The sequence below is a fragment of the Finegoldia magna genome, assembly GCF_018371055.1.
Lineage (GTDB): Bacteria > Bacillota > Clostridia > Tissierellales > Peptoniphilaceae > Finegoldia > Finegoldia magna_I.
The window spans coordinates 1-3,506 of sequence record NZ_JAGYZD010000179.1; the positions used below are offsets into that span (position 1 = coordinate 1).

Sequence of the window (3,506 nt, forward strand, 5' to 3'; positions counted from 1 at the left end):
GTAGTCTTGCCACTTCCAGTAAACCCTACAAATGCAACACTTTCTCCGCTTTTTATATCAAGCGACAAATCTTTAAGCACAGGTTCGTTTTCAATATACGAAAAATCCACATTTTCAAACTTAACATCACCCTTGATGTCGCCAATTTCTCTTTCTGGAAACTCCTCGACCTCAGTATCCAACAATTCAAAAACATGCTCTGCTGCACTGAACGATTGCTCCAACGAGCCCATTCTTTCCACGCAGTTACTGATGTACAAGAAAGTCCTCGAAGTGTATTCCATCGTCAAATACATGCTCCCCAATTTTACATCAGTATTTCCAGTCAAAACATTGTACGCGTAAATTCCAAGTATCGTAATCGTCGCAAAATTTCTGAGAAGCTGCGACACATTGTAGCTCATCGTACCATAAGCCCTGGTCACCATATACCCGTAATCGTAGACATTTTTCGCAGAAGTTTCATAATCCTTGCTAAAATCTTCTTCCAAATTATACGCCTTGATTATCTCGATATTATTGATAGTCTCGTTGATTTTCGCATTCTCTTCGCTGATGTATTTTCTCATATTTGTAAATGCAAAGCGTGATTTTTGCAAAAATTTCTTAAAAATATAAAACATAATTGGGAAAAATAGGCACACAATAATCCCGATTTTCGTGTCAGTTATAAGCACCATCGCAATCATAAAAATACTCACAATTACGCTTACCATAAGCTGTGCCAACACCATTTGGTAGAAACTCTTCACAGTTTTCGTGTCATTTGTAATTCTGCTGACAACTTTTCCAGCCGGCAAATTATCATAAAAAGATATCGGCATTTTTTGAATGTGATCGTACACATCCATTTGCATTCTGCGTGCGATTTTGTTCGCAGTTTTCTCCAAATACACCGTAGAATTGTACTTCCACAGTGAATCCACGAAGAAAACCGCCGCATACAAGCACAACACCAACGCTAATTTTCTAATATTGTATACAAGTTTTTCTCCTGTAAGTAAATTGTTGATGATATACGCCAATATAATCGGCCCGATAATCTCGAACACAGTCATCAACACCGTAAACACCATCCCTATCGTCAAGTTTTTCTTCTCGTTTAGGGAGTATTTTATTATTCTATTCGTCACACTCTTTCTCATAAGCACTCTCCACTGTCTGTCTCAAATATTGCTCCTTGTACCATCCGTCTTGTTTCATCAAAGAGTCGTGAGTCCCTCTTTCAACTATTCTGCCGTTTTCAAGAACGATAATCTCATCAGCATCCTTCACTTGGCTAATCCTGTGAGTTGCGATGATATTCGTCTTGCCGGAGCGAATTTTTATGAAATTATCCAAAATATTCTTCTCCGTTGTTCCATCCACAGCACTCATGCAGTCATCCATAATCAAAATATCCGGATTCTTTATCAAAGCTCTCGACAACGCAATCCTTTGTTTCTGACCGCCCGACAAACTAATCCCCTTTTCTCCACACAACGTATCCGTTCCATTCACAAGCTTATCCAAATCCTTCTCAAAATCGCTCATTCGTATAGCTTCCATCAATTCTTCATCCGTTGCATCCTTGTTTGTAAGCTTGATATTTTCGCCAATAGTCTTTGAAAAAATCATATGGTTTTGTGGAACATATCCCATTCTTTCTCTGACTGATTCGATAGTATAATCGGTCAAGTTTTTGTCATTCAGAAGTATTTCTCCATCTTCCACATCGTAAAATCTAAGAAATTGCTTCAACAAAGTAGTCTTGCCGCTTCCAGTTTTCCCTAAAACACCCAAAGTCTTTCCAGGTGTAATTAAGAAATTGATATCACTGAGAACATTCTCCTTCGAACTCGGATACTTGAACGACAAATTCCTAAACTCAATCGTAGGATTTTCCTTCAAATCAACAGCATCAGGTTTATTCACAATGTCTTCCTTGTAATCCCACACCTCTTGAATCCTATCCATGCTCGCATCAGCTTGCTTCTTCACGCTGATGAAATCGCCCATGCCAATCATCGGCCAAATCAACAAATTCAAATAAAACATAAAACTCATCAGTCTTCCCACAGTAATGCTTCCAGTTCGTATCAAATAAGTTCCGTAAGAAATCGCCAGCACATAAGTCATAACCTCTATAGGCTTTTGGATTGGGCCATACCATGCGATTAACTTTGCAGTCGCCATGTTTTTTTCGTACAAATCATCCGCTCTGTCTTGAAACTTCTTCCTTTGAAAATCCTTCAAATTATTCGCACGAACCACACGCACACCACTTACAGTTTCCAAAGTCTGATCGTTCATCTTATCAAACGATTTTTGCGACTCATCAAAAGTCGTATTCAATTTGTTGCCAATTTTATTGCTCACCACAACCAAAATCGGAAGTGGAAGCACACTTAACAAAGTCAACCTGAAATCTGTCGTCACAATCATCACGATAACTATTAAAATAGGATAAAAAGTCGAATCGAATAAACTCATCAAACCGTATCCCGCAAAATCTCCCAAAGCGTACGGATCATTTGTAGCCTTCCCCATCAAAGACCCCGTGGAATTCTTCTCGAAAAACTCTGGCGATTGCTTCAAATATTTGTCGTACAACCTAGTCGTCACCAAATACCTAATCGTGTCATCGCCCTTAAACACATTCAAATTCCACACAACGCTAACCACATAACACAACACACTTGCAACCAAGCAAATTCCCAAATTAATCTTCAAATTTTCCACAGTCACATTCTTGTTGAAAATATTGTCCGCCACATTACCAATCATGTACGGCAAAACCAACTTGAAAGCATAATCAAAAATAAGTGCGATAATTGCGATTATGTAGCTTTTCTTGTAGTAATCAATAAACCACTTATACCTTTTTAACATACTTACTCCTTTACTTTTGCAATAAAAAATAGGGCTCATAAAGAGCCCTAAATAGCAAATTCTATTTTTGCAATAATTTAATGATGTGTTCTCTGAAATCTTCTCCGTCCATAGTAACAGCACCTGTGCCACCAAAAATATCCACAGATACCTTGAAGAAGTTCACAACTAATTTGTCTCCCAAATCATAGTGTTCTTCGATATGACCCGGAACGAAAATCAATTCCTTCTTGTCTGTTTCAACATCATCAAGGTTTAGATGTTTGATAGGGTCAACCATGGCTTCAACCACACCCATATCTTCCATCATCCACATGTTGTTGTTCCAGAATCTTTTTTCTTCAGGACTTCCACCATTCAAAAGCTCTTTGTTTGTAATAGATGATAAAACTCTTCTTACAGCTTCCTCATCAAATTTGTCATTGTATATTAACTTCATTTCATCTCTATTAGCTACATCAATGATAAAAGATTCAGCAACCTTTTGACCTTCTGACGCTGATTGCCAGAAATATAGCATCATTTCAACTACTTCATTATTAATTTTAATGCTCATTATTCAGACCTCCTTCTTTCAAAAATTCTCTATATTAAATATTATACAACTAACAAAAAACTTTTTCCAACAAAATTTT

At 37.5% G+C, this 3,506-nt stretch carries 3 protein-coding genes; all 3 read right to left on the bottom strand.

From position 1 onward, the window contains the following. Window positions 1-1,145 (bottom strand): ABC transporter ATP-binding protein (locus KHW44_RS07500; protein ID WP_304067903.1); only part of this gene is annotated, 1,145 nt, incomplete at its 3' end. Continuing rightward, window positions 1,123-2,871: an ABC transporter ATP-binding protein gene (locus KHW44_RS07505; RefSeq protein WP_304067906.1), complete on the bottom strand. Its 1,749-nt coding sequence runs from the start codon at window positions 2,869-2,871 to the stop codon at window positions 1,123-1,125. The genes KHW44_RS07500 and KHW44_RS07505, both read right to left, overlap by 23 nt. A gap of 61 nt (window positions 2,872-2,932) precedes the next feature. Next, window positions 2,933-3,427 carry a hypothetical protein gene (locus tag KHW44_RS07510; protein ID WP_094204231.1) on the bottom strand — a complete coding sequence of 165 codons (495 nt, stop codon included), beginning with the start codon at window positions 3,425-3,427 and terminating at the stop codon, window positions 2,933-2,935. Window positions 3,428-3,506: the final 79 nt, after the last annotated feature.